Below are 21084 nucleotides of genomic sequence, written 5' to 3'. Positions count from 1 at the left end.
GACCATTCTTTCTGCAATACCCCGCCCGCATGATAATGCTAGGCGTCATTACAGATTCACGCCAAATTCCCTGTCCTGCTTAACGTGACATCAGCCTAGCCCGCACTGGCATTCAGCAAGTAGCGCCCGTTTGGGTCACGCCAATGGCTGGCTAGATCGCATTCCCGAAGTTGCATCCTCACGGCTTTATGTTTGAATATTGCCCCGCGCCCGTTCAGCAAATTTCTTGGTCGCCGCATCGTCTTTCAGCGCATTTTCCGACTGTACCGGCACTTGAACACCAGCCCGCAAGGCCGGTCGTTGCTTCATTGCATCCAGCCACCGGTCGAGATTATCCAATCCATCACGGGACACACCAGACCAGCGATACGTCCGCACCCAACACCAATTGGCGATATCCGCAATCGAGAAGTCATCGCCTAACCACTCGCTTTCGCCCAGCCGCCGGTCGAGCACTTCAAACAAGCGGCGCGATTCGTTCTGATAGCGATCAATCGCGGCCGGGATTTTCTCCGGCAAATAGCGGTAAAACACGTTGGCCTGCCCCATCATCGGGCCGATTCCGCCCATCTGGAACATCAACCACGACATCACCCGCGCCCTCGATTTGCTCTCTGTGGGTAGCAACCGCCCGGCTTTTTCCGCCAGATACACCATAATCGCGCCGGATTCGAACACCGCCACATCATCATTTCCGCGGTCAACAATCACCGGGATACGGCCATTGGGGTTCATCGACAGAAAGGCCTCTGTCTTCTGGTCGCCTGCGGTCAGATCAACTGGGTGAACCTGATAGGGTAATTCCAGCTCTTCCAAAGTGCACGATGCCTTGTGCCCGTTTGGGGTCGGTGAAGTGTACAGATCGATCATCGCGCCAATACCCTGATTACTATGCTTGTCTTCAAAAAGTAGCAGTGCGATATGATACCAACAATGCCAGTACCGGCAACGCAGTAGAATCTAAGAAGCCCCAGAAACCGAGCAGCCGGAGTACGCGCGATGCCGCTGATTTTTTACGATTGCAAAACTGCCCCCAGTCCGCGCCGTGCCCGGATCATTCTCGCTGAAAAAAACGTTCCGCATAGCGTCGTTGAAATCGATTTACGCAAGGCAGAACAGATGGGCGAAGCGTTCCGCGCAATCAATCCAAACGCCACTGTCCCGGCGCTCCAATTGGAAGATGGCACGGTTCTAACCGACAATGCCGGTGTCGCTGCATGGCTTGAAGCAACATATCCCGATCCTGCGCTGATGGGTTCGACCGCAATGGAAAAGTCGGAGATTGCAACCTGGCAATGGAAGGTTGAACAGGAGCTCGGCATGGGTGTCGCCAGTGCCCTGCGCAATGCCAACCCAGCCATGAAGGGGCGCGCATTGCCCGGCCCGCATGATTACGAGCAAATTCCTGCACTGGCAGAACGCGGCATGCAGATGATCGACAATTTCGTGGACGGCTTTGACCGCCATCTTGCCGACCGGGAATTTGTGGCGGCAGGGCAGCTCTCAGTCGCTGATATTACAGCTTTTGTGTTTATCGACTTTGCCAAAGTTGTGCGCAAACGACCTACAGAAACACACCGCAATATCGGACGCTGGCACGCAGCGCTGGCGCAAAGGGACGCTTTCCAGACCTAGCCCTTCCCGTCTCGCCGCAGCGCAACCGAAAATCTGATTGTTTCTATGCAATTGAGTAATTGGTATAGTAACCAGTTGCAGCTACATATGCAGATGTGTTCGACAATATAAAACTCCGAACTCTCAGTGGCCGGGCGATCGCTTTGATTTTGCCCGCTGCAATACTGTTATTCAGTGCCCTCACTTGGATAGCATATGAAAGCGCGCGCCAGCGGGCGATCTCTTCCACCATCGCCCTGCTCGACGAAGGACGGGATTTTTCACAGCAAGAGCTCGCCGTTCAATTTGAAGAAATTGCTGACGCTCAGAAAAAAGCTGCGGAGTTAATGACTTCTGCTCTTGCAGCGCCGCCCAGTGGAGCCGCCCGCTTTGACCGGGCTTTCCCAAGGTTTGGTGACGGAACCAGAAGAAGCGCAGACCGTCTGTGGACAGGCGATGCCGCAGGCATTTCGCCGCGCGGATATGGTGCATTCATAGCGGACGAAGCTGTTACAGCAGATCGCCGCGCGAAGTTGTTGGCAGCATTTGATACGTTGACGGCAATGGCCGAAGGACTGCCGAAAAAGGTCAACAACCTCTATTTCTTTTCACCGGACAACGACCTGATAATGTTCGCCCCGGAGCGGCCTGACAATCTGCTTTTCTATCGCAAAGAAGCGCCGACCGATTTGGAGTTTCAAGACGAGGAATTTTCGACCATCACTCTTCCGGCAAATAATCCGGCCGGAGAGATGCGGTGCACCAGTCTTCAGCCGATTTTATATGATAAAGAACGCAAGACTTGGACCACCGGATGTATGATGCCCGTTCGGGTGGACGGTGAACATCTGGGGGCTTGGGGTTCCAGTGTGTTACTCGACACTATTTTTCCTGACACCGGAGAAGAGAGCAGGACGCTTGAAACGTCGCAAATCGTGATCACGAATAGCGGCCAACTGATCAGGCACCCTCAATATACCGTTCAATCCAACGCACAGACCGGTGACTTTCTCGACCTGGATAGTTCCCAAGATCCGGCTCTGACGGCCCTGTGGAGCTTGCTGAAGCAAAGCCAAGGGAAGGCCACATCGGGTTATTTGGAAGCCAGCGACCAATATTACTCATTTGTCCAGATGGATCAGCCCAAATGGTTCATCGTTTCAGTGATTGCGGGCGACAAAGTGCGCGGGCAAGCGTTTGAGGCTGCCCGATCCGTGCTGTTTGCGGGCGCCGTTGCCACCGCCGCGTTTGCCTTGTTCCTCATCATCTTCTCGCGGTGGCAACTCGCCGTGCCGCTCAAACGCCTTGCTGAGCGCGCAGATAGTATCTCGTCCTATTCTGCCAGCGAAAGCGAAGGGCAATCTACAAACGATGATGAAATTATCCGGCTTAACCGGGCATTTGATGCGATGGAATCGCGCGTCTCCCGCGAACGGTTACGTATGTCTCAATCATTCGACACCATGGTGGATGCGATTGATGATTACGCGATCCTTTTACTCGATCAAAATGGAGAAATCAGGCGCGCCAACCGTGCAGCCAAGGAGCACTTCCACTGGGATGAGCGCAACGACAAAGGGCTGCGCCAAATTTTTGACCCCGCGGAAGACTCAATAGCTTTGCTCAAACAGCTACTCACCAAGGTTGAGGAAGAAGGAAGGCTCTTTCAGGCTCCACGCCGATACCGCGGCAACGGCAGGTCATTTTGGGCGACCGAAATTATTCAAGTCATCCAGAACGAAGAAGGGCAAACGGACGGGTATGCCTACATCGTTCGCGATAGCAGCGACGAGTACCGCAGAATTGCGAAGATGGAGGAAAATCTCCGGCTTTTGAATATGGCCGAAGATACCGGAATGCTCGGCCATTTCACCTATGATCTGGACAATGAGGCTCTGACGATCTCGCGCTGGATTGGTGACCAGTTCAGCCTGCCGATCGACAAACCTTTGAAGCTGGACCGGATACTCAACCAATTCAAAACCGACCAAGGTAACGGCACTGCCGATACAATTCTTGAGGCGGTTGCGGCCAAAACACAATTTGATGTTGTCGCGCAGCTCGATGCCCCAGGCGGCGGTGCCTCATTCATTCAGATCAAAGGCGAACCCATCGCCGCCGCCACAACAGCGGGGACAGAAGAGGTTATTGGTTACTTCGGCATCGCCCGCGAAATTACTGAGGAAAAGCAAGCCGAAGCGAAGCTGGTAGCGGCCAGAGATCAAGCACAGCAAGCGGCGGAAATGCGGATGAATCTGCTTGCTTCAGTGTCGCATGAAATCCGCACTCCGATGAGCGGGATTTTGGGAATGCTTGATCAGATGCGCAGCGGCGGATCGGCCCGCGAGAAAGAACGCGCGCTCGATCTGATTGAAAGTTCGGCGCAGGCATTGATGCGAATTCTTGACGACGTGTTGCAGCAAGCACGGTTGGAGAGCGGTAAGGTCATTCTGGATCACCGTCCTTTCGAGCCGGCTGCACTCATCCGCCAGACTGCCGAGCTTTTTGTCCCTCTCGCAAAGCGCAACGAGGGCAAGATCGAAACACGGTCAAGCTTCCGCGGAACGCTACTGGGTGATCCCACCCGAATTCAACAAATTTTGGCAAACTTCACCAGCAATGCGGTTAAGTTTGTGGGTAACGGCACAGTCCGAATTGAGTGCGAGGCATTGGAATCTGCTTCGGGAGAAACGGTTGAGCTGCTGTTCACCGTTTCCGATGATGGCATTGGGATCGCGCCGGAGAAGCTGGACCGGCTGTTCGAGAAATTTGAACAAGCAGAAGCAACTACGCAACTTGATTATGGCGGGACCGGCTTGGGACTGTCGATCTGCCGAGACTTGGCCCACGCGATGGGCGGCGAAGTCGGCGCATCTAGCACGCCCGGCGAAGGAAGCAGCTTTTGGCTAAAACTTGCACTAAAAGCCGAAAGTGCAGCATCCTCTGTCCGGCCCGGTGCCGGCAAAACGGCGATAGTCATCGAAGCCGCTGCAACCAGCCGGATCGCCACTGAAATCGTGCTGGATGAGCTAGGTTTTGACGTGCAGGGCGTAAAATCTATTCAGGAAGCAAAATCGGTCGACACGCAGATTGATGTGGTTCTCTATGATGACACGGCCATTCTGCCGGTAACACTTGAACGGCAGTTTCCAGGCGCCAAGGCAATCGCCATAAGCTCTGTCACCGCTGAAGACGGCGATCAAATGTCTGGAGGCATATCCGTTGATTTGCTGACCGCGTTCTTGAATGGCTCAGCAGATGACTGACACGCCTTTTGACGACATTCCGCTGGAAAAACGCGCGCAGATCCTCGAACGCCGATTGGCCAGAGCGCAAGCTGCATTGGCCGATGCCGAAACGGCTCTTGAAGGCCGAATGCATGAGCTGGATCAGGCCAATCGCGACCTGCAACGGCGGGAAAGCGAACTGGCCGAACGGCTTGATATCGAAAGTGCCAAGCTACTCGCGGCGCAGCGGGTTGGCGGCTTTGCGACGATTTATGCAGAACGCGGAAAGCCGTATCATAGCTCCGTCCAACTGAACCGCATTCTGGGCGTTGCCGAGGATGTCACAATCGATCCGGAATATCTGATATCCCTCATACATCCGTTGGACCGAGGGCGAATTAGCCGTAGCTCGGTGCAATTCTTTGAACAGATGAGCGCGGACACAGACCATAGTTTTGAACACCGCATAGTGCGGCCTGATGGGGAATTGCGGTGGCTTAGTTGGAAGTTGCGCAAAGAGGTGGGGGCCGATGGAACTTTCCAATCTGTCTCCGGCTCTGTTCGCGACATAACCGAAAGCCGGGCCAACCAAAGAGCGGTCCGTGCGTTGCAATTGCGGGCGGAACGAAGAGTTATAGAGCTAGACCGGCTGTCTCGCACCCTTGCGAAATCGCAGGCTCAGGCGGAGACTGCACTGAAGGCCAGGACGGACTTCTTGTCCTATATGGCGCACCAATTCCGGACGCCGCTTAACACGCTCACCGGAATGATGGACTTGCTTTCGATAGAAGAACGGTCAGCAGAGGACGGCCAAAAACTGGCATTCGCAACACGTGCGGCGGAACGTCTCGGGTCTCTGGTAAACGAAGTCATTGATGAGGCAGAGGGCCGGTCAACCGACGTTACCCTGTTTCCAAACCCAACAGATTTGGAACAACTGGCGGAACAAACGCAAGATTACTGGGATCGCGCATCATCGGAAAGCGAGGATGGCGGTGTCCTGACGATAGCGATAGACGGCGCGCTGCCCACCAAAGCATTTGTCGATGCTAGCCGTTTACGCGAAGCGCTCGATAATCTGATCGGTTACGGCCTTTCTGCGGCGGGCGACGTGAAGCTCGACATGACATGGAAGGACGGGCTCTGCATATCGATGATTGCCGGGCGACTAGCCGCAGATATCGACGCGCAGGGCAAGAAAGAACTGGCCGCAACCGAGCCGCAATTGCGCCGGGCGGGACGCATTATTGCCGCGATGCAAGGGGTAATTGACATCAGCGCATCGCCCGCTGCGACCCTTGTTGTTTCGCTTCCGCTCCAAGTGCACGAGGCAGACGATGCCAAAGAAACAGGCTTTTTACGCAATAAGGCTGGCGACCAGCCGACAATCCTGATTGCGGAAGACACCGAAAGCAACCGGTATGTCATAACCGGCTTTTGCGAACGCCTTGGGTGCCGGGTTGAAACTGCGGTCAATGGACTGGAGGCTGTAGAGGCCGCTTTGTCCCAGCAATTTGACGCGATCTTGATGGATGTCCAAATGCCTGTGATGACAGGTGAAGAAGCCGTCCGGCACATTCGCGCATCCGACTTGCCGCAATCGAGAACGCCGGTGATTGGCGTGACAGCGCACAGCCTTCAGGCCGAACGCGATCGGCTGCTCGCCTCAGGAATGTCGGCATGTTTGGCCAAACCGATTCAGCTGGCCGAATTGCGAGCAGCGCTGACAACCGCGATGATGCCGCAAGACGGCGGTAATGAAACCGGAAGCCTGTTTGATTTGCGGCGCTTTCGCGAAGCCTTCGAGGCCTTGCCAGTGCAGTTTCGAGAGAAGTTTCTGGCGGCTGTGCGGGAAGATCTGCTGAATTATGGCAGCAAGCTAGAGGCGGCTGTAGCGGAAAAAGATACCGATGCCGCAGACCGGCAAGCCCATGCATTGAAGGGCATAGCAGGCAATATCGGCGCAATCGGCTTGCTCGCGGCAATCGCCACATTCAGGGAGGCCAGCGCCCCCTTGGATGGCGAACCATTTGCTCTGCTCAAACAAAAAATCGCCGCGACGCTCGAAGCGTGCGGCGATCTTTTTGAAGCGATGATCAAAGATCAGTAAAGGCTGGCAGGCAGATTAATAAGCGCCACGCCCGGTCAGCACTGCCGGAATAGTCCGGATCAACAACCAAAGATCGGTTATGATACCGCGGTTCTTCAGATAGGCGACATCCATTGCCAGCTGTTTCTGGAATGGGATTTCTGCCCGGCCTGACACTTGCCAAATGCACGTGATACCCGGCTTGCCGCCCAAACGGCGATAGGCCGATTTTTGATAGACTGATACTTCAGAACCCAGTGCAGGACGTGGGCCAACAAGTGACATATGACCGAATAATACGTTCAGCAGCTGGGGCAGTTCATCAATCGAAAACCGGCGGATGAATTTTCCGGTCTTGGTGATGCGCGGATCATTGCGCATTTTGAAGCAGATCCCGTCGCGCTCGCTGTCTTTCAACAGCGCAGCCCGGCGTTCCTCCGAGTCAGTGTACATTGAGCGGAATTTATACATCGGGAAGCTACGGCCATGTTCACCGATGCGCAGCTGTTTGAAAAATACAGGCCCGCGATCTTCCAGCTTGATAGCAAGCGCGACCAACAAGAAGAGCGGTAAAAGCATCATGATCGCCATGAAGGCACCGAAAATATCGAGAGATCGCTTAGTCGCCGGTGAAAAGACCGGCTTTGCAACTGTTTCGGTCCACGCATTGTGCAATGTATGGCCGAGGAACACGATGTTACCGGCGATATAGCGCCGAGCAAGACGGCGAGGTTCCATCGCCAGTCGCCAGGCCCACTCACACCCCACGGCACGGATAGCATGAGGCGCACGCGGAATTCGGCCGGAATAATAATCAAACAATCCGCCGACACCCATAACGACTGGAACGTTCAAGCGATGACGGTTGCGAACAATCCACTTTTCTTGCAGCGGCACACCAAATCCAACCATCAGGATGGCTGCGCCGGACCCGTTGATCAGATCGATCAGCCCATCCTCTTCCTCATCGGTGAAAAAGCCGTCTGCACAGCCTGCAATCTCAAGCCCCTTGACCCGGTCTTGCATGGTGCGCGCTGCGTCTTCCGCAACATCAGGTGCCCCGCCCAACAGAAAGATCGACTGACCGTGCTGTGCGGCTTCATGGCAAATTTCCGGGAAGAGATCAGTCCCGTTGAGATTTTCTTTGAATGGCTGATCCACCAGCTTGGATGCGATCCGCATGCCGCTACCATCCGGCAGGATCAGGTCGCTGGCACGCAACGCCGAAGCGTATGTTTTGTCTGCTTTAAGAGTATTGATGCAATGTGCATTGGCAAAGTTGACAATCAATCGCTGCCCACGCGCCGCTGCAGCGACAAGCTGTGCGGCTACCTCTGTTTTCGTGCTTGATACCAGCGGCAGACCAAACAGTTTCGCTTTTTCAGTCCAACAGAGCACGCCGTCTGTCGCCTCTTCCATCGAGATTCTTTCATATGCGGCGGCATCAAGATTGATTGCTGAGTATGACATAATTGATGTTCCCTAATTGCGTTGGGATACCATCTGCATTGTATGTGCCAGTTTCACATATCTATTATAATTCAATACCTTAGGTCAATCCAAGCCGCTGGATGCGAGACTTGAAGTGCGATTTTCGCAATTTGCAATCTCGTTTTGCAACAGCTCCATATACTTTTCGCAAATTGCAACAGTTGCCATCTGGGATACTCCATCCGAAAATCGATAAGCTATTGGATTATATACGTTTTCGCAAACTGGCACGAGTCTTGGAACGGTGGGGCTGAACTCATTGGAGAGACACCATGTCGGTGACAACAATTGCAAAAAGACTGCCAGCAGGGATGGAGCCTTTAATCAGGGCCTTCCTTGCATATGCTTCGGCAGAGGCCATGACCCGGATCGTCCGGTTGGTTGCGATCATTGTTATCGCCAGCTTCACCAGCCCGCTCATTCTAGGGACTGCAGCTCTCTCGCTCAGCATCTTTGAACTTGTTCGCGTACTTGCCAATGCTGGCATCGGCCAACGCATCATCGTCGCAACCGACGAGGAGCTGGACGCTGTTTGCAATACCGCCCTTCGCCTGTTCTGGGGCGTCTGTGCGCTCGTTGCAATTATTCAAATGCTGATCGCGGCCATTCTAGGTCTTGGCTTTGCCCAGGCGGATGCAGCGATCATGCTGGCTGTTCTCTCTGTGGTCTATTTCATCATGCCGCCCGGCTTGGTTCAAGTCTTCCTGCTGATGCGCGATGGCAATTTGGCGACGACAGCCCGGATCGGCGCAAGCCAAACCATCCTTGACCACATTCTGACCATGATCCTTGTTGTTGTATGGCCGAGCGCTTGGGCAATCGCGCTACCAAAACTGCTGACTGCGCCGGTCTGGACAGTCATGGTACGCCGCGCACGTAGCTGGTCCAATAAACCAGCCGCAGGTTTTGCCCCACTATCCGAATTCCGGTTCTATGCCGCGGGCATTCTCGGCAGCGAGATCATGAGTGCCCTTCGCGCGCAAGCAGACAAGCTTCTGATTGGTGCAATTTTCGGCACCAAAGTATTGGGCATTTACTACTTCGCATTCAACGCCGGCCTCGGCATTGCCCAATCGCTAGTATCCGCATTTGGTATCGTTCTGTTTCCGCATCTTGCTCGGATCAAAACTTCAGCCGCACGTTTGCTGGAAGCACGCCGGGTGACGGGTTTCGGACTGCTGTTCTTCGCGCCGATTATCATTGCTCAAGCAGCGCTCGCTCCAATTTATGTGCCGATCCTGTTCGGCGAAACATGGGCATCTTCATCATTCTATGTTTCCATCCTGGCCCTGGGCGGCATCCCGCTTTTCGCAGCGGCGAGCCTCAGTGCGCTCTACCGCGCCGCTCAAAGCACAGGCCGTGAAGCACAGATCAGCGCCGCCGCCACTATCGCTGCGCTGACCGGCCTCGTCATCGGCGCGCAGTTTTCGTTTGAAGCTGCGTGTGCCGGATACGTCACCGGCCTCGCACTTACCTTTATTCCCAAAGCCATCGCGGACCTTGCGACCACGGCAAATCACACATCATCCCTTGAAAGGATCCCATCATGAACACTCCACTTATCTCAGTAATGATGCCCGTTTATAATGCGTATGAAACGCTCACGACTGCTGTTGCCAGCGTCATCAATCAAAGCCTGCAAGATTGGGAGCTGATCCTGGTGGATGATGGTTCAACCGACCGTTCTCTCCAGCTTGCTCTGTCACTGGCGAGCGAAGACGAGCGTATTCGCGTTATCGCTCAGGAAAATCGCGGCGTATCGGAGGCCCGTAATCTGGGAGCCGAAATGTCCCGCGGCGCGCTGCTGGCCTTCCTCGACGCCGACGATGCTTGGCGCGTCAATAAACTTGTCATCCATCATCAGCTGCATCAGGCCAAACCGTCTTTGGATGCCAGCTTCGCCCGGATCGCTTTCCGCGAGACGATTACAGCGAAAACCGGCGAAATAAAGACCTTCAGCTCCGTTCCAGCCGGCCCGATCCAGATCGACCAGATCATTGCCGACAACCCTGTTTGCACAACATCGAACCTGGTCGTCACCCGCAAGGCGTTTTTACGCAATGGCGGCTTTGAAAAAGGCATGAACTATGCCGAAGATCAAGAATGGCTGGCCAGATTGGTTGCGAGTGGCGGCGTTATCGAAGGGATCGCTGAAACACTCACCGATTACCGGATGAGCGATGACGGCCTGTCGGCAGACTTGGAGAAAATGCTGGCTGGCTGGCGCATGCTCGCCGCACGCTATGCTTGTCACATCAATGTACGCCAAGCCGAGGCCACCTACTTCCGGTACCTGTCACGTCGCGCCCTGCGCACCGGTGGGCCCGCCTCCAAAGCTGTCCAATACGCTGCACAAGGTTTCACCCTTAGCCCGCGCGGTTTCATGTCCGACCCGCGCCGCGGCAGCCTGACCCTGGCCGGTGCATTGGCCGGAATGGCGATGCCAGCACGGGTCCGCACTCGCGTATTCGCATAACGCAAATTTACTTCTTCAGATTAGGATTTCATCATGTCTCACATCAACGCCCCTCGACCTAAAATTTCAGTCGTCATGCCGGTCTACAATGTAGAACAATATATTGCGGAAGCGATCGATTCTGTTCTTGCCCAATCGCTTACCGACTTTGAACTGATTATCGTCGATGATGGCGGTAATGATCGTTCGATGCAGATTGCGCGTAGCTATGAAGATCCGCGGATACGGATCGTCAGCCAGCCAAATCGCGGGTTACCCGGCGCACGCAACACCGGAATTGCAGAGGCACGCGCCCCTTTCATCGCCCTTTTGGACTCCGATGATCGGTATCATCCTGAAAAGCTCATGCTTCACTATGTTCACCTTCGTGCAAGCGGGAATATCGGGGTAAGTTATGCAGGATCCGACATGATGGACCAGCACGGTGTTAAGATGTCGGTTGCGATGAAACCGAAACTGACCAACGTTGATGCAGGTGACATTCTGAAACGAAACCCTGTAGGCAATGGCAGTGCAGCGGTGCTGCGGAAATCCGCAATTGACCGGGCTGCATTTCCACATCCTGATGAGCCAAGCCGGACTTGCTGGTTCGACGAGACGTTCCGCCAGTCTGAAGATATCGAATTCTGGGTCCGTCTGGCAGGCGCCCACAATGTACAATTTGAAGGTATCGAAGGCCAATTGACCGATTACCGGATTGTCGGTGGCGCGTTGTCAGCTAATATCGTCAATCAGTTCGTCAGTTGGGAAAAGATGATCCGCAAAGCCACTGAATTCGCACCTGAACTGGTTGCAAAGCACGGGCGGGCGGCACGCGGCTATCAGCTGCGCTATCTTACCCGGCGCGCCTTGCAGCTTGGCGAAATCGGCTTTGCCCGTGACTTGATGAAACGTGCCCTCGCCGCTTCCCCGACCATAGCTATCGCTGAACCGGTCAAGACATTTGTGACAGCCAGCGCAGTAGCAGTCGGTTCCATCATCGGTGCCGAGCGGTTCAAACTGCTGATGCGACCCTATCTCAAAGGCGCTGCTTGATGTTGAAAATAGTCCATCTGCTTGACGATTTCGGGATGGGCGGCGTGGTCCGTGCGTTGGGCGTGTTTGACGAGCCCGAGCTGGCCCGCGGCGCATCATCGGATACGGTGCCAATTGCACGGAATGCGTATGTGGCACCGAAACTCGATGCAGATGTGATCATAACACATTTTCCGGCGAGCTGGGCACGCATCGGGTTCTTCTGGACGCTTCGTTTACGGAACCCGAAGGCGCGCTTAATTCACATCGAACACAGTTACACTCGGTCGTTTGAACACCATAACGTACCAAACACCAACCGCTTCAGAATGTTGCTGCGCCTCGCGCTCCGGCACTTTGACGAAATTGTCTGCGTTTCGGACGGGCAGAGAAAGTGGCTGACCGGCGCGGTCGGATTGGAACCGGGCCGCTGCCGTACAATCCATCCGTGGAGCGGGCGGCAAGAGCTGCTTGCAATCCCCGCCCCCGAAAGGCGCAGCGGCAGGCCACTGCGTTTGGCTGCTTATGGCAGATTTTCCGAGGTTAAAAACTTCGCAGCGCTGATTGATGCCGTCGCCAAGATCGGGCCTTCAGTTGAATTACAGCTGGCCGGAAGCGGTCCTGACGAGGCGGACTTGCACCGCGCTGCGCAGGCGGCGAGCAACATTACCACTTACGGTCCGATCAGCGATATCGGCGGGTTTCTAAAGTCCGCAGACGCGGTCATTGTTCCTTCAAAATGGGAAGCCTTCGGCTTGGTCGCCACCGAAGCGCGGCTGGCTGCCAGACCGATAATTGTGGGGGATATAGACGGGCTGCCAGAACAAGTCGGCAATGCTGGTCTTGCCGCCAAATGCGACAGCGCAGACGATATTATGCGTGCGATAGAGCGCTTCCAAACGCTTCCATTTGATCAAATGAGCCATGCAGCCCGGCAAGAAGTGTCGGGTATGCGCGGGCAGATTATTGGACAGTGGATCGCGCTTCTTCAGAGCTGATGCTCTGGCCCGGCGTGCCGCTTTTCAACGCGGTCCCGATGATAATCAGGGCAGGCCAATACAAATAGCTCAATATCTCCAGATTCTCGCCAAAGCTATACAGCACTAAGACCAACACCAGGCCAAACGCGGTCCGCGCCAAATGGCCGGCGGTTCCTTTAATCGCCAACATCGCAGCGCTGGCCGCAAGCGGTACGGCCAATGCCATGACGCCGGCCAACCCCTTCACGAATAGCAAGCCATACCAGCTATGATGGCTGCCGATTGGCATATATTCGACCATGTGCGGCCCGTTTTCGACCACCCCATGACCAAACCACGGCGCTTCATTGCTCCAGCGTTCGACAGCGATACGGCCCAACGCTTCGCGCACACGGCTAGAGTCCGCTCTTGCACCGCGGAAGTCGCTCATCAGCTGATCTGCAAATTCGATCAGCGTTGGCCCGAAAAAGCCCGCCAGCAAAACAACCGGTGCCGCAATCATCCAGACCACGGGGCTGCGCGTCCGCCCCAGCGCGAAAAGAACCGGGAACACCACTATCAAAGCGACCAGCGCGAGCCTCGACTGCGACAATATCGCCAGCGCCAAACCTGCGATTATCCCGACGCTTTTCCAGCCGATCTCTTTCTCCTGCGCTGATAAAAGCACAAACACGACCGCAATCATCCCGGCCGCCGGCGACCACGGGGCGAAGAACTGCCACCGCGGTGTCCCTGCGCCTGGCTCAATAGTGTAGAGGATAGCCGCAAAATACTCCGGCCCTGACCCCCCTACTATTTGCAATGGTGAAACCCATAAGGTGTCTGGAAGCCCGATAAATGGAGCCAGCACGAATACAGGAAGAACAATCAACGTCTGCATGCCCAGCTTGCAAACCGCGCGGTAGATAATCTCTGGCCTGATCGAGAGGACAGACGCCGCAAACGGGAAAAGGGCGAGCAATGCCCACCCCTTTGCCCAACCGATCGAAGACTTGATCGTTTTGGCTGCGCCCAGTTCAAAATTGCTGTGGCCGATCCATAGCACGACCAACATTGCCAGCATGCCCCACAACCACAGTCGGATTACCCATCCCGGCTTGGGCGGTCGCTCTGCTTCCGCCTTGCCCGGCGCGACATACAGCTCCTGCACCGCAAGCATTGCCAAAACCCATCCCAGCACCGGGCCGACAATGTACAGCCCGCCAATCAACCACAGCAGCCATGTTGACTGTATCGTGAGAGATATCAGACGTTCGGCAAGATTTTGCGGATGATTGGCTGACGCAGCCATAGCAACATGAACCCGATTAGAAGGAGAATGGACGCCGCAAATGCACCGGCGATTGCGAAAACAGGCTTAGGTGACGCTTTTGTGCGCGGTAAGGATGGTGCCTCTAAAGTCTGAACAAGCGGATAAGACGCGAAAGGATCTGACTTATTGGTGTCTACACGCGCAAGTGCTGAACTGAACACCGCTTCTGCAACCCGCAATTCTCTGGTTAGACCGGCAAGCTCTGACGCCTGCTCTACCAACTCACCCGTCTTGGCCGATTGTTGACCGATTTGACGGCGAATTTCCGCAAGTGCCGCATTGGAGCCTGCGCTTGAACTATCGCTCAGCAAAAGACCTTCAAACAAGGATGCGCGCGTGTCCGAGACAGAGAGTTCGGCGAACTTCATCACAGTAGCAGAGCGCAGGCCGGTAACAGTCGCGCCCCGTTTGGATAACGCAGCTTCCAGCTCCTCACGTTCCGATCTCAAAGCTTCCATTTTGGCATGGGCCGGGCCCAGTGTTCCGCCCTGCTCGGTTTCTTTGGTCAGAACCTCAGAATACCGGCCCAACAATTGTTGGAACGCCTGGTCGGAAGACAATCGCAGCGCGCGATTGGCAGTGCCGGTTGAAACACGGAGCGTTGACGCAAGCCTGCCGGCGACGGCGGCGTTCTGGCTACGGGCGGTTCGCGCCTCTCTTTCCCGCGCTTTCAAATCATCCATTGCCGCAATCCGGTTGTTAAACTGGTCTAGCGAGACAAGGCCGGACCGGCCCTGAAACTCCAGGACTTTACGTTGCGCTTCTTCCACCTTTTCAGCAAGTGCTGCGATGCGGGCCTGGTCTGCTTCTTCGCGGTGCACCGCTTCATCGTTCCGCAAATCATCTAGCGCAGCCAAAAACACTTCGCGCAGCGCAGCATTGCGCTGCTGTGCCTGCTCGGGGCTGCTGCCGGTCACATCAACCGCGATAAGGTTGGTTTGATCGACCAGTTTAATGCTCGGCTGCGGAAACGCGCCAGCCTCCTCGCCTGCAAGTTCCGCCGCCGCACTGACGACACGGTCGGACATAAGCAGCCGTTTGTAATTCTCGGTAGGGCTAAGGGTCGTACTTGAGAATGCGGAAGCCGCAGTGCCGCTAGCCTGTCCGATAGATTCAAGGTTCAACGATCCACCGACGCCGCTACCAGGCAAAATCAGCGTCATTTCGCTTTCATACCGCGTTGGCGCCAGGGCAACATATGCGATCGTCAGCAGCCAAATTGCCGCCAGCGGAGGCAGCACCGCGATAATGTACCGGCGGTAGCGGCCAACAGACGGCAAACCGTCACGCACAAGCATCCAGAATTTTACGATCCGGCGCGGCTGGGTGTTTTCCTGTTCCATCAGTTTGCCGCATTACCAAGAATGATTGCAGGCGTTGCCGAATTGGCAACATCGGATGCCAGGCTGAGCGCCTCGCGGAAATTCGTCCAGCGGCTGTCATAGCAAGCCAGAGCATCGCCGGGCATAAGGTAGGGATCAGCTTCATCGCGGTCGATGGCACGGACCAATTTCTCGATATCACGCTCGATCACGATGCTTTGGCCATTGCGCGGGTTGCGCGAAATCAGGATTGCCCGGCGATCAGACTGCATATAGCTGCCGCCAACGCAGTTCATCGCGACAAGTCCTTGCAGCAGGCGTGTGCCGTATGGCAGCGACCCTGTCTTTTCCCCTACCCCGGCACCAGCGTTATTATTCGCGCCGCGAGTCAAGTTAGACATAAATACACGGATACCCGGTTGAGTAATCGCAGTCGGCCGAACGAGCTTGTCATTGAAGCAATCAGTTTCCGGCACAATGATCCGATCACCGGCGGACAGCGTAGGGTCCATTGCCGGCCAGCCCTCGGCCCAACCGTTAAGATCGAACACGGCATATTCATTGCCCCGGATCAGATAAACCTGCCCGATATCTGCATCAGGGCGAACGCCCGCTGCAGCCCGTATGGCGGCTGATAAAGTGCGTCCCGCATTGGCATCACCCGTTGCCGGGCCTTCTTTCAGGCCAATTCTACCTTCAGGGCTCCGCTCGCCAGGCCGGACACTTCCAGGCGCGAACACAGCACCTGAAATGGCCACTGATACGCCGCTGGCTTCGATGGTTCGCACACTGACAGACGAAGCAAGGGGGCGGATCAAACCGGCACTCACCAATTCACGGCGCAGGGTGGCTGTAAGCTGTTGCTCGGTCAGGCCAGCGACGTGGACAGACTTAAAATTGCGAAGCGCCAACGTGCCGTCATTTTGAATGGCGTACACCCCGGTCAGCATATCATCATCGCCAGCAACATCGACTTGCAGCCGGTCGCCGGGTGACAGCACTAGCGCAGTGGCAGCCAACGCTGCCGGATCAACTCTGCTCAAGGTCGCAGGAAGCCGGATAGGTGATGCACTGCACGTAGCGGTACCTGCACCAGATGCCTGTTCACCGTACCAACGGCCATCGGGCTGTTCTGTTTGCGGCGCGCTTTGGCCAGGCGCCCAAGCGCTGCTGTGAAAGTTCTGCGGTGCCGGGCCAGCGACACAGCCTGCCAAGGCAAGCGAAGCGACGGCGGCGTTGAGGACAGCTTTAAACATCAATCTTCCAATCTGCGAAACTACAGTTGGGATAACCTTTTCAAGTACCGTGCCAGTTTGCCCTCACCCTCGGTATAACACCTAAGCCTAGCAATTCGCGAAACCACTTTTGCATTTTGCATCAGCAATATTTCGCGATTTGCAACTATTTTCGCATAATGCTAGACCTCAACCACGCAAAACGGCGCAATTCCGCGACCTATTGTTCGGCATAGTTCTTGCATATTTTTGCATTACAAGAACGCAAGGAGATCCCATGAAGGGTGTGATTTTTACCGAACTGCTAGGCTTTGTAGAACATAAGGCCGGAGCTGAATTTGCCGAAGACGTGCTGGACGCCGCAGCATTGCCAAATCACGGTGCCTTCACCAAAATCGGCACCTATCCCGCAGCGCACGCCCTGAGGCTTGTCCAAATCGCCAGCGAGAAGAGCGGCATCCCTGCCAGCGATCTTTCAATAGAATATGGCGAATGGCTGTTTCACCGTTTCACCATTTTGTATCCCGACATCATCGCACGATACGAGACTGCGGAATCGATGCTCGACCATGTTGGTTCGCATATCCACCAAGAGGTCGTGGTTCTGTATCCCGATGCGAAGCCTCCTAAGGTGTCGACTGTCCAAACAGACGGTGAAATGGTGATTGAATATTCGTCACACCGGCCAATGGCACACATTGCTTTCGGCTTGGTACGGGGATGCATGGCCCATTACGGCGACGATCGAACCGTAAAATGGCAAGCGGATGCTGATCCCACATCTGCCCGCTTTGTGATTACCGAAAGAGAGCGTGTCTAACCATGACCATCTGCCGTATCCTGATCGTAGAAGACAGCGCGTCACTCGCGATGAGCTATGCGGCACAGCTGACCGAGGCCGGTCACCACGTCGAAGTATGCGGCACCGGCGCGGAAGCCGCGAGCTTTTTTACAGGCAACCAATCCTTTGAAGTCGTCTTGCTGGATCTGCAGCTTCCCGATGCAAACGGGCTGGATCTGCTGAAAACATATTCGGATGATCTGGGCGAGACGAGTGTAATCGTCATCACTGCCGATGGCTCGCTCACCCGGGCGATCGATGCAATGCGGCTCGGTGCGTATGATTTTCTGGTAAAGCCCGTCAATTCAGAGCGTTTGCTCACCACCGTACGCAATGCAGCAGAGCGGGGATTACTCAATCGCGAAATCAAAGCAGTCCGTTCCATCAGAAAGAAGGACCGCTTTCAGGGCTTCGTTGGCGAATCCACCTTGATGCAGGCAGTGTATCGTTCGATCGAGAACATCGCTGATTCCAACGCGACCGTGTTCATCACCGGCGAAAGCGGAACCGGCAAAGAAGTGGCAGCGGATGCGATCCATAAAAGCGGGCGCCGCGCCTCAGGGCCGTTTGTAGCACTCAATTGCGGCGCCATACCGGAGAACTTGCTGGAATCAGAGATATTCGGCCACGTCAAAGGGGCCTTTACTGGCGCGCTAGAAAACCGCATCGGCGCCGCGAAGGAAGCCGATGGCGGCACACTGTTTCTCGATGAAGTGTGCGAAATGGAATTGAAGCTTCAGGTCAAACTCCTGCGCTTTCTTCAGACCGGCATGATCCAGCGCGTGGGCGCTAGCCGGCCCGAGCCGGTTAATGTCCGCGTTGTTTGCGCCACCAACCGCAACCCCGCACTAGAAGTCGCGGAAGGCCGGTTTCGGGAAGATCTTTACTACCGGTTGAATGTGATCCCACTAGAGCTTCCGCCATTGCGTGAGCGCGGGGATGATGTGCAGCAGATTGCCGATTTCTTCGTCGAGAAGTTCTCAGGCGAAGAAGGCAAAGAATTTGAACGCGTCAGCGACGAAAGCAGGCGGACCATTTCAACCCATGCTTGGCCAGGGAATGTCCGCGAGCTGCAGAACACCATCAGACGGGCAATCGTCATGGGTTCCGGCCCCGAATTAGAAATTACCATTGGTGCCGGGCCCACGGCTTCGCAAGCCAGCCCCGCGGATGACACCGCAGATATAGCGTCGCACCAAACACCCGGCGAGCCGGCCACGGACATGTTTGGTCACATGACCATGATGGCTATCGAACAGGCCGTAATCACGCAGCGCATCGACAAGATGGGCGGCAATGTCACCAAGGCTGCGCGCTCCCTCGATCTCAGCCCCTCCACACTGTATCGAAAAATGGAAAAGTGGAACTAAGCTCGGCCTTCGACAGTATTCCAATAGCCAACACAAAAAGCCCCACTGGCAACAGTGAGGCTGAATAATCATGGGTTTTCAATGAGGTGCCGTAATAATGGTGGTTGCGGGAGTTGGATTTGAACCAACGACCTTCAGGTTATGAGCCTGACGAGCTACCGGACTGCTCCATCCCGCGTCACCGATATGGCATCAAAGGAGTATACTCCAGAGACGCCAAAAGGGCTGCCCTTGATGGGTCAGCCCTTTGACTTATGAATGGGTTTTTACCGCGTATATCCACCAGCTATAATGCCTGGCGACGACCTACTCTTCCAACGCTTAAGCGTTAGTACCATCGGCGCTGTCTGGTTTCACGGCCGAGTTCGAGATGGGATCGGGTGGGGCACAGACGCTATGGCCACCAAGCAATAAAGCCAGTGGATGTACGGGTTTAATCGATGCGATACGTTTGTATTAGGCGTTCGATCTGGCTGGATGTCTTCCGACATCAACAGCAAGCCAATTCAGGCCTGTCGTTGATGGTGGGATTCATCAAGCGCGATCAGAGTTATTAGGACCGGTTAGCTTCATGCATTACTGCACTTCCACACCCGGCCTATCAACGTAGTGGTCTACTACGACTCGAAGATACCTTATCTCAAGGGAGGCTTCCCGCTTAGATGCTTTCAGCGGTTATCCCGTCCATGCATAGCTACCCAGCGGCACGCCTGGCGGCATGACTGGTACACCAGAGGCATGTTCACCCCGGTCCTCTCGTACTAGGGGCAACTCCTTTCAAGTATCGACGCCCACGGCAGATAGGGACCAAACTGTCTCGCGACGTTCTGAACCCAGCTCACGTACCACTTTAATTGGCGAACAGCCAAACCCTTGGGACCTGCTCCAGCCCCAGGATGTGATGAGCCGACATCGAGGTGCCAAACACTGCCGTCGATATGAGCTCTTGGGCAGTATCAGCCTGTTATCCCCGGCGTACCTTTTATCCGTTGAGCGATGGCCCTTCCACGAGGGACCACCGGATCACTATGACCGACTTTCGTCTCTGCTCGACTCGTCAGTCTCGCAGTCAGGCAGGCTTATGCCATTGCACTCTCGCAGACGGTTTCCAACCGTCCTGAGCCTACCATCGCGCGCCTCCGTTACTCTTTAGGAGGCGACCGCCCCAGTCAAACTACCCACCACAGAGGGTCCTACTACCGGATAACGGTAGTTAGTTAGACATCAGAAAACAGCAGGGTGGTATTTCACCTATGGCTCCACTTGGACTGGCGCCCAAGTTTCAAAGCCTCCCACCTATGCTACACAACTCTTTCCTAATGCCACTCTGAAGTTGCAGTAAAGGTGCACGGGGTCTTTCCGTCTAACCGCGGGTACTCCGCATCTTCACGGAGAATTCAATTTCGCTGAGCATATCCTGGAGACAGTGGGGAAGTCGTTACGCCATTCGTGCAGGTCGGAACTTACCCGACAAGGAATTTCGCTACCTTAGGACCGTTATAGTTACGGCCGCCGTTTACTTGGGCTTCAATTCGGAGCTTGCACTCCTCCTCTTAACCTTCAAGCACCGGGCAGGCGTCAGACCCTATACGTCGTCTTGAAGCCGACTTAGCAGAGTCCTGTGTTTTTGATAAACAGTCGCTACCCCCTGGCCTGTGCCCCCTGATAAGAGTTGCCTCGAATCAGGGCCTCCTTCTTCCGAAGGTACGGAGGCAATTTGCCGAGTTCCTTCAGGATACTTCTCTCAAGCGCCTTGGTATACTCTACCTGACCACCTGTGTCGGTTTCGGGTACGGTCTATATGAAGAGGCTATTTCCTGGAACCGCTTGGCTGCACACTCAATCCAATAAGAGCATACAACTTCCACGATCCGTCACACATCTTCAGGCCCACGAATATTAACGTGGTTCCCATCGACTACCCCCTTCGGGCTCGTCTTAGGGGCCGGCTTACCCTACGCTGATTAGCATTGCGTAGGAACCCTTGGTCTTTCGGCGAAAGGGTATCTCACCCTTTTTATCGCTACTCATGTCAGCATTCGCACTTCCGATACGTCCACCGTCGGTTACCCTTCGGCTTCATCCGCTTACGGAACGCTCCGCTACCGCTCAT

At 55.2% G+C, this 21084-nt stretch carries 14 protein-coding genes, 1 tRNA gene and 2 rRNA genes (1 of these 17 running past the window's edge); 9 read left to right on the top strand and 8 right to left on the bottom strand.

Annotated elements, in window-relative coordinates:
• Positions 1-186 precede the first annotated feature (186 nt).
• Complete coding sequence (locus HKD42_RS00835) at positions 187-870, bottom strand: glutathione S-transferase family protein (RefSeq protein ID WP_170009415.1); 684 nt, start codon at positions 868-870, stop codon at positions 187-189.
• A gap of 129 nt (positions 871-999) precedes the next feature.
• Between HKD42_RS00835 and HKD42_RS00830 the strand changes: the two genes are divergently transcribed.
• The 3 genes from HKD42_RS00830 (at position 1000) to HKD42_RS00820 (ending at position 6951) form a co-directional block, all read left to right on the top strand.
• Positions 1000-1635 carry a glutathione S-transferase family protein gene (locus HKD42_RS00830; protein ID WP_170009413.1) on the top strand — a complete coding sequence of 212 codons (636 nt, stop codon included), beginning with the start codon at positions 1000-1002 and terminating at the stop codon, positions 1633-1635.
• Positions 1636-1730: 95 nt separating this feature from the next.
• Positions 1731-4880, top strand: coding sequence for an ATP-binding protein (locus HKD42_RS13425; RefSeq protein ID WP_170009411.1), 3150 nt, complete (start codon positions 1731-1733; stop codon positions 4878-4880).
• On the top strand, positions 4873-6951 hold the full coding sequence (locus HKD42_RS00820; protein ID WP_170009409.1) for a response regulator: 2079 nt from the start codon (positions 4873-4875) through the stop codon (positions 6949-6951). Before HKD42_RS13425 ends, HKD42_RS00820 begins: the two co-directional genes overlap by 8 nt.
• Positions 6952-6966: 15 nt before the next feature.
• On the opposite strand, the gene HKD42_RS00815 is transcribed toward HKD42_RS00820, so the two are convergent.
• Positions 6967-8400, bottom strand: a complete 1434-nt coding sequence (locus HKD42_RS00815; protein ID WP_246236596.1) for a WecB/TagA/CpsF family glycosyltransferase — start codon at positions 8398-8400, stop codon at positions 6967-6969.
• 293 nt (positions 8401-8693) lie between these two features.
• Between HKD42_RS00815 and HKD42_RS00810 the strand changes: the two genes are divergently transcribed.
• From HKD42_RS00810 to HKD42_RS00795, 4 genes are read left to right on the top strand one after another with little or no spacing between them, the layout of a single operon-like run.
• Positions 8694-9971 carry an oligosaccharide flippase family protein gene (locus HKD42_RS00810; RefSeq protein WP_170009407.1) on the top strand — a complete coding sequence of 426 codons (1278 nt, stop codon included), beginning with the start codon at positions 8694-8696 and terminating at the stop codon, positions 9969-9971.
• Positions 9968-10897, top strand: coding sequence for a glycosyltransferase family 2 protein (locus tag HKD42_RS00805; RefSeq protein ID WP_170009405.1), 930 nt, complete (start codon positions 9968-9970; stop codon positions 10895-10897). Before HKD42_RS00810 ends, HKD42_RS00805 begins: the two co-directional genes overlap by 4 nt.
• 33 nt (positions 10898-10930) lie before the next feature.
• Positions 10931-11932, top strand: a complete 1002-nt coding sequence (locus HKD42_RS00800) for a glycosyltransferase family 2 protein (RefSeq protein WP_170009403.1) — start codon at positions 10931-10933, stop codon at positions 11930-11932.
• On the top strand, positions 11932-12909 hold the full coding sequence (locus HKD42_RS00795; RefSeq protein WP_170009401.1) for a glycosyltransferase: 978 nt from the start codon (positions 11932-11934) through the stop codon (positions 12907-12909). The genes HKD42_RS00800 and HKD42_RS00795 overlap by 1 nt, the downstream gene beginning before the upstream one ends.
• Here the strand turns inward: HKD42_RS00795 and HKD42_RS00790 are convergent.
• From HKD42_RS00790 to HKD42_RS00780, 3 genes are read right to left on the bottom strand one after another with little or no spacing between them, the layout of a single operon-like run.
• Positions 12875-14182: an O-antigen ligase family protein gene (locus HKD42_RS00790; protein WP_170009399.1), complete on the bottom strand. Its 1308-nt coding sequence runs from the start codon at positions 14180-14182 to the stop codon at positions 12875-12877. The two genes, HKD42_RS00795 and HKD42_RS00790, sit on opposite strands and share 35 nt — an antisense overlap.
• A complete protein-coding gene (locus HKD42_RS00785; RefSeq protein ID WP_170009397.1) occupies positions 14137-15546 on the bottom strand; it encodes a GumC family protein in 1410 nt (469 codons plus the stop codon). Before HKD42_RS00785 ends, HKD42_RS00790 begins: the two co-directional genes overlap by 46 nt.
• The gene (locus HKD42_RS00780; RefSeq protein WP_170009395.1) at positions 15546-16781 is read right to left on the bottom strand and encodes a polysaccharide biosynthesis/export family protein; all 1236 of its coding nucleotides are present in this window, start codon (positions 16779-16781) and stop codon (positions 15546-15548) included. The genes HKD42_RS00785 and HKD42_RS00780 overlap by 1 nt, the downstream gene beginning before the upstream one ends.
• 256 nt (positions 16782-17037) lie before the next feature.
• Between HKD42_RS00780 and HKD42_RS00775 the strand changes: the two genes are divergently transcribed.
• Together HKD42_RS00775 and HKD42_RS00770 are read left to right on the top strand one after the other, a co-directional pair.
• Positions 17038-17580 carry a heme NO-binding domain-containing protein gene (locus HKD42_RS00775; RefSeq protein WP_170009393.1) on the top strand — a complete coding sequence of 181 codons (543 nt, stop codon included), beginning with the start codon at positions 17038-17040 and terminating at the stop codon, positions 17578-17580.
• A 2-nt stretch (positions 17581-17582) separates the two neighbouring features.
• A complete protein-coding gene (locus HKD42_RS00770; protein WP_170009391.1) occupies positions 17583-18971 on the top strand; it encodes a sigma-54-dependent transcriptional regulator in 1389 nt (462 codons plus the stop codon).
• Positions 18972-19072: 101 nt separating this feature from the next.
• On the opposite strand, the gene HKD42_RS00765 is transcribed toward HKD42_RS00770, so the two are convergent.
• From HKD42_RS00765 to HKD42_RS00755, 3 genes are all read right to left on the bottom strand, one after another.
• Positions 19073-19149 (bottom strand) — tRNA-Met (locus HKD42_RS00765).
• A 115-nt stretch (positions 19150-19264) separates the two neighbouring features.
• Positions 19265-19379 (bottom strand): 5S ribosomal RNA (rrf, locus tag HKD42_RS00760).
• A gap of 125 nt (positions 19380-19504) precedes the next feature.
• Positions 19505-21084: ribosomal RNA gene (locus HKD42_RS00755) — 23S ribosomal RNA — on the bottom strand; it runs 1211 nt beyond the window's last position.

It is taken from the genome of Pontixanthobacter rizhaonensis, assembly GCF_012972675.1.
GTDB lineage: Bacteria > Pseudomonadota > Alphaproteobacteria > Sphingomonadales > Sphingomonadaceae > Pontixanthobacter > Pontixanthobacter rizhaonensis.
Note: the sequence above shows the minus strand (reverse complement) of the source record. Positions and strands in the feature narration are given on the sequence as shown.